Source organism: Candidatus Hodarchaeum mangrovi (assembly GCF_975850365.1).
On record NZ_CDLCQJ010000130.1, the window covers coordinates 1 to 5,970 of the forward strand.

A 5,970-nucleotide genomic window follows, 5' to 3' on the forward strand; every position below is an offset into this window, starting at 1 on the left:
GTGGAACTCTAGGAACTGAATTTATATGGAAACCTACTTATGAGGATGTAACCAGTGGAACAATATCCCTTATTGCCATGAATGCTGATTTTGGTGCTTCTAACTCCATTGATCTTACTTTCAGTGTAGGTGCAAGAATCCCAATTATTAATGCGATTGGATGGATACTTGTTGTATTTGGTGGTTTATTCGCTTTACTTGGTATTATATTAATTTGGAGTGGGATTAGAACAAAAAGAAGACCTGAAAGTATACGATATTATCAAGGTGCCTCAACAAATATCGTTGAAGCTAAACCACGATCTCAAGCAGAATTTATGTTACAATGTACAAACTGTGGTTCATTAAATGAACGAGATAGTACATTTTGTTCTCAATGTGGAGAGATATTACTCTCAGAGGATCAAAAAACGGTTAAAGAAGCGATAAAGGGTAAAGAAGGGGTTGCAGTATTTAAAGAACCTGTTGGTAATCGTCTCATCATTGCTGATTTTGGATCACGTTTTTGGGCTTTTTTAATTGACTGGGTAATTATCAGTTTAATAACTTCCACCTTAAGTTCGATACTATTCTTTGGATTCTGGGACTTTTGGGGTAATAGTTCTATTTCTATCTTTCCCTGGATCTTTTCTATAGGTCCTTCTTCTCTGTTATTCTTCATATACACCTTCTTGATGGAGTATTATTATGGACAAACTTTGGGAAAGATGGCCCTTAATCTAGAAGTAGTTTCTGAAAATACAGGTGCGAAACCTCTAATAGGTGACTTGATAATCTCCTCATTAGGTAGAGCATTCTTTTTACCAATAGATCTTATCTTAGGTAGAATTATAAAGGATGAGTCTCAAATTCCTGATTTGAATCAACGATTAACTCAAAAATGGTCACGGACTGTTGTTATCAGACAACAAAAACAAAAAGAAAAAACCCCACAATTCATCTCAAGCAGATTTTAATGTCTGCTCTTTTTTTTTAACCTATTAATTTCTCCATATCCTATTAAGACAGATATTCTCGTTTTAATATTTCATGAGATTCTTTCAATACTCTTGAATAGTCCTCAAAGGTTAACATTGATAATGCTTCCTCATATGTTACCCATTTCCAATTAACATGTTCTTTGGAAATTTCAATATTCTGAGAATAGAACCGTACCAAAAAGAAAACTACTTTTTTCACAATATTTATTACTCCTCTCTTAGGAAAATAAATTGAATCACTGATTAAGCGTTTTAAAATTTTAAAATCGCTTATCCCGGTCTCTTCTCTTATCTCTCGAACCGCAGTTTCTTCATATGTTTCTCCAAAATTTTGACGGCCTTTGGGAAAAGCCCAGTATTTATATGGTCCATTATGTAGGAGTAAAAGGTATAAAGGTTCTTGATTTTTTTCGTTTGTAAAATAAACTGGAACTCCTCCACATGAAACTTCATCAAAGACGGAAGAATCTACCGGTTTAACTGGCATTGCTCAAGGACTCACTTTTTTATTAGTTGAAAACACCTTATTTGAAAAATTATTATGAATCAATACATAGTTAAAACTGTTTTGCTGTATAGAGTTAATTATTTTTCATTATAAGCCAAGTTAATTCTTGTATGTAAATAATATGGAATAGTTAACATAAGTACTTTTTAAAATTCAAAAATACCTGATATTTACATCAATAAAATGTAGTTTTTAATCTATTAACTCTCGGAGCTGACACCTTGGAAGGATCTGATACAAATCAATACAGGATTATACTGAAAAGTGATGATTCTGATAGTAATCTTAGAAATAAAAAAGGATTATTAACTTTTCACTCAAAAAAAATAAAATTTACTCCTCAGAATAGCGAAATAGGACACTCAAAATCGTATTCTCTTGGTAATTTAAAGAGTGCAATTCTCATATCTCAAAGAGTATTATTACGAAAAAAAGATCTTGTAAAACTTCAATTTACCCAAAAAGAAAGCATATTAAATGTTCTTATTGAACCTTTAGATGTTTCTGCAAGATTCTTAATTGAAACGATTATCACAACAAAAGAAAACTCACAAAAATCGTCTCTACAAGGTGTATTTGGGTCATTTATTGAAAAAATGGGGGCCGAAAGTCAAAAATTTGTTAGAGAGGTTGGTGCAATCATCGAATCCTCGTCAAAAGATCTTAGTCAAGCAATTGACCAATCCATCCAATTCATTAGGGATGCCATAAATACAGCTAACCTTTTGGAATCTATAGACTTAGAAAAATCTAAAAAAGAAAAGACACTCAACTTAGAAATAAAAGATATAGATGAAATTTTACGAAGATCGCTTGCTTCTGATAAAATTGATGCAATGATTGCTGGTCTTATTGCTAAAGGTTTAATCTCTGCACAAGACCAAAAAATCTCAGAAGCACTTGACGCTTTAAAAATTGCACGAGAAGCTGCGAAAAATGAAAATATGGAAGAATATAGTCGGGTAGCTGATGAAAACATTAAGCAATTAGAAGAAAAACGTGCATTTGATCCTCAAGATCCAGAATTAAGTAAAAAAGCCAAAATGTATGCTGAAGAAGCAAAGCAAATCGTTGATGAGTGGGAAAAATCAAAACAAGAGGCTTTTGATGACGAAACAGCATAAAAAACTTGGGACAAAAATAATTATACTAATAGGCATATTTCTTATACTTCAAACCTCTTATTGGTTCTCTATTACTCTGAAAAGTCCAAATAGTTTCTCTAATAAATATCTAGAATCTTTTTTTAATTCAACCAAGTCATTGGAATTAATTCAGGAACAAATTAATCTGGGACCACGTATCCCTGGTTCAAATGCAATTGAAAGGACACGACACTTTATTGTTAATGAGTTACAAGATTGGAATATTGTCTTTCAGAATTTTTCAAAGGGTTGGGGATTACAAAAAGATGTACCAATTGTTAACCTTATCTGTCAGCCACCTTCTTTTCAGCAGTCAGAACAAATATTTTTGATAATGGCCCATTATGATACTCGTCTTTGGGCAGATAATGACCCAGACTATTTAAAAAGAAAGGAGCCAGTTCTTGGAGCAAATGATGGAGCTAGTGGGGTTGCAGTTTCCATAGAATTGGCCAAGGTATTGTTTAAATATCATAATCTGACAAATTTTTACCTAGTTTTTTTTGATGCAGAAGATCAAGGTGGTATTAATGGATGGAATTGGATTCTTGGGTCACGATATTTCTCCTCATCTGATATATTGACTGATATAAATCCGTCTTTTGCAATACTTTTAGATATGGTAGGGGCAAAAGATGCATCTTTTTTCAAGGAAATCAATTCTTTGAATTATGCCGAGGATTTAGTGGAATTTATATGGGATACAGCTCATACAATCGGTTATAACAACTATTTCATAAACAAATCAGGCAGATCAATAACTGATGATCATATCCCACTTTTAGAAAAAGGTATTCCAGCAATTGACATTATAGATGATTTTGATATTAGATTCACTCCATGGCATACAAGTTTTGACAATATAACCTTTATTGATATACAAACTCTTCAGGCTGTTGGAACGACATTAGAAAATGCTCTTGTGTTATTAAATAATGAACATAAGAATCTAATCTTTCTTTCTTCCTTTCATTATTCTCCTTCTTTTGAATTTTTCTGGGTTCTAAGTCCTGGAATATTTTTAAAGTTCTATAGATGCACTCGTTCTAAAAAAAATATGAAAAAAAGTCTGGGATTTTATCCATAAAGTATTTATTTTTTAACTCAGATTCAATCCATTGTAGTAAGAGAGGATATAGATGACTCCAAAAAAAGAATTACATACTCAGTTGGTATTTCGTTCCTTAACAACAAAAGACATTGATGCAATTATTCAGATAGATCAACAAATTATTCGTAGAGAAAGATCTCCATTATTCAAAGAACAATTATTTGAGCAAATCGAAAAACATGGAGAAGAAAGTTTTGGGGCACTTACTCCCGAAGGGAAATTAGTAGGATATGTAATTGCAGAAACAAAGGTTTATATTTATGGTGATGATGATTTAAGCGCTTGGATTATTTTATTAGGCGTTGACCCAGAGTTTCAGGACAAGGGGATTGGAACTGCATTAGCCAAGCATGTCATCAATTACTTCACAAAAAAGAAAATTAAAGTAATTCGAACTGTTACTGCTTGGAATTGGGGCGATTTAGTAGAATTCTTCTCTTCGGTTGGTTTTAAACTCTCCACCTACCTCACATTGGAATTTAAAATTGGGAAAACATCCTAAGGGGCAAATTAATATTATGAGTGACTCATTAAGACAAAGTAAATTCGAAGTTTATGGAGAGGAGATGTTGGAAAAGGAAGTAAAAAAATCAGGTAACTCAGGAAGAGTTTATTTACCTCCAAGCTGGATTGGAAAACGCGTTAAGATCATTCGAATGGACTAACCATCTTATCTCTTAACTCTGGTCATTACTTAACTTTTCTGATGGTTTTACTTCATCAACCTTTCTTTTAAGCAAATTTGAGGCGTTATCTCTTAATTCGGATACCATTATTCCTGCTTCACGATAGAGAGAAGTTACCTGATCTAAATCGAAAAAGAGATCATTCCTTAGCCATTTGTGTTTACGAAATTTATATAGCTGAATCGATGCAACTCGTGATTCAATCTGAGGGATGTCTTTAACAAGTAGCTGATTTATTTCATCTTTTGAAATCTTTAATAATTTTCCAAATACTTCTTCTACGAAAACTTTACAAGTCTCGAGTTCTGTTTTGATTTTAGCTAATTCTCCTCTATATTCAGCGATGATAGGTTCTCTAACAGCTTTTACCTTCTGAACAATTAATTCATTTTCAATATTAAAGAGATACTCATCAAATAGCTGAATGGCTACTAGTCTATCTCCCCCAGACATTTTTTCGACCTCTGATATCACATCACCTTCAGAGAACTTCTTTAATGCTTCTATCGCTTTTGTCTGCACTTCCACATCTGTATCTTGAGTAGATTTAAGTAAAGGAATAATAGATACTTTTTCTTTTATTTTCCCTAATGCCTCGGCTGCATTTGCACGTGTTTCTTTATCGAAATCCTTTAATGTTTGAATTAAAATATCCACAGCCTGTTGATCCCCAAATTCTCCTAAGGACCAGGTAATTTTCCGTTTTGCATAATTATCTTTCTCTTTAGCCAGTGTCTCTTTTAAAGAGTTAATAGAGGCTTTATATCTAATTTTTCCGAGCGCATAGGCTGCATTTTCTCTGATTTCAGAATGATCTCGAGTTGATAATGCTTCAACTAATGCAGGCCCAGCTTCAAGGGCAACAGAACCCATTTCTCCAAACTGTTTAGCTATCATTGCACGAAAATCTGGATCATCATCTTTTTGTAAATACTCTATTAGAGGTTTGATAGTACTTTTATCTGCAATCTCTCCTAATGCTTCTACAGCTCCAAAGCGGACGGTCCAATAATCAATAGCAGGATCTAAAGCTGCTAAAATCTTTGGGATAGCCATTTGGGAATGATTTAGTCCCAAATCTACTAATTGATTTACAGCTGAAGTTCGAATCAATAATTGATGGCTCTCTAAAGCTCTAATCATCACATCACATAAAATATCTGGGGGTAATTCTTGATCATCAGGGATCTGCATTATTCTTCTCAATTCAGGATCAATCTGTTCAGGATCATCTTTTTCATCAGGAACCATCGAGAGAACACCTGTTTGTGAGTTCTTTAACAATCATTATATTGAAGAAGAGTACTATTAAATCTTTTTTTCTTCTTTATTTAAAGAGAATTACAAATTGAATTGAAAAATAAACAAGTTGTCATACTCTAGAAAGTGTTTTTTTATTTCTAGATAGCAAAATCTTAAGAATAATTAAGAGGAAAAAAAGGTAATCCACTAAAAATTTGATTTAGTCCTTTAACCGATTCTAACTTCAACTATTTGTTGCTTAGTTCTTAATTTAGTTGATAAGAATCGTCCTTCTGAA

Annotated in this window: 7 protein-coding genes; 5 read left to right on the top strand and 2 right to left on the bottom strand. The window is 32.8% G+C overall.

The genetic code is table 11. The features are described 5' to 3' along the window. On the top strand, nucleotides 1–956 hold a 956-nt coding region (locus tag ACWVCY_RS12360), incomplete at its 5' end, for an RDD family protein (RefSeq protein WP_455143135.1). 43 nt (nucleotides 957–999) lie between these two features. Here the strand turns inward: ACWVCY_RS12360 and ACWVCY_RS12365 are convergent. After that, complete coding sequence (locus tag ACWVCY_RS12365) at nucleotides 1,000–1,467, bottom strand: NUDIX domain-containing protein (RefSeq protein ID WP_455143136.1); 468 nt, start codon at nucleotides 1,465–1,467, stop codon at nucleotides 1,000–1,002. A 242-nt stretch (nucleotides 1,468–1,709) separates the two neighbouring features. Here ACWVCY_RS12365 and ACWVCY_RS12370 point away from each other — a divergent pair, with 242 nt between their 5' ends. Genes ACWVCY_RS12370 through ACWVCY_RS12385 form a run of 4 tightly spaced genes read left to right on the top strand, consistent with a single transcriptional unit; the run spans nucleotide 1,710 to nucleotide 4,409 of the window. Then, on the top strand, nucleotides 1,710–2,612 hold the full coding sequence (locus ACWVCY_RS12370) for a hypothetical protein (RefSeq protein WP_455143137.1): 903 nt from the start codon (nucleotides 1,710–1,712) through the stop codon (nucleotides 2,610–2,612). Beyond that, nucleotides 2,596–3,720: a M28 family peptidase gene (locus ACWVCY_RS12375; protein WP_455143138.1), complete on the top strand. Its 1,125-nt coding sequence runs from the start codon at nucleotides 2,596–2,598 to the stop codon at nucleotides 3,718–3,720. The genes ACWVCY_RS12370 and ACWVCY_RS12375 overlap by 17 nt, the downstream gene beginning before the upstream one ends. A gap of 52 nt (nucleotides 3,721–3,772) precedes the next feature. Then, nucleotides 3,773–4,246 (top strand): GNAT family N-acetyltransferase, encoded by a 474-nt coding sequence (locus ACWVCY_RS12380; RefSeq protein WP_455143139.1) that lies wholly within the window; start codon nucleotides 3,773–3,775, stop codon nucleotides 4,244–4,246. 16 nt (nucleotides 4,247–4,262) lie between these two features. Beyond that, a complete protein-coding gene (locus ACWVCY_RS12385; RefSeq protein ID WP_455143140.1) occupies nucleotides 4,263–4,409 on the top strand; it encodes a DUF2080 family transposase-associated protein in 147 nt (48 codons plus the stop codon). Nucleotides 4,410–4,421: 12 nt separating this feature from the next. Here the strand turns inward: ACWVCY_RS12385 and ACWVCY_RS12390 are convergent, their stop codons facing one another. Beyond that, complete coding sequence (locus ACWVCY_RS12390; RefSeq protein WP_455143141.1) at nucleotides 4,422–5,681, bottom strand: HEAT repeat domain-containing protein; 1,260 nt, start codon at nucleotides 5,679–5,681, stop codon at nucleotides 4,422–4,424. Between the last annotated feature and the right edge of the window lie 289 nt (nucleotides 5,682–5,970).

What these genes read in the sequence shown, in the direction of transcription:
- ACWVCY_RS12365 (WP_455143136.1), bottom strand. Translation starts at nt 1,467, where the DNA reads ATGCCAGTTAAACCGGTAGATTCTTCCGTCTTTGATGAAGTTTCATGT.
- ACWVCY_RS12375 (WP_455143138.1), top strand. Translation starts at nt 2,596, where the DNA reads ATGACGAAACAGCATAAAAAACTTGGGACAAAAATAATTATACTAATA.
- ACWVCY_RS12380 (WP_455143139.1), top strand. Translation starts at nt 3,773, where the DNA reads ATGACTCCAAAAAAAGAATTACATACTCAGTTGGTATTTCGTTCCTTA.
- ACWVCY_RS12385 (WP_455143140.1), top strand. Translation starts at nt 4,263, where the DNA reads ATGAGTGACTCATTAAGACAAAGTAAATTCGAAGTTTATGGAGAGGAG.
- ACWVCY_RS12390 (WP_455143141.1), bottom strand. Translation starts at nt 5,681, where the DNA reads ATGGTTCCTGATGAAAAAGATGATCCTGAACAGATTGATCCTGAATTG.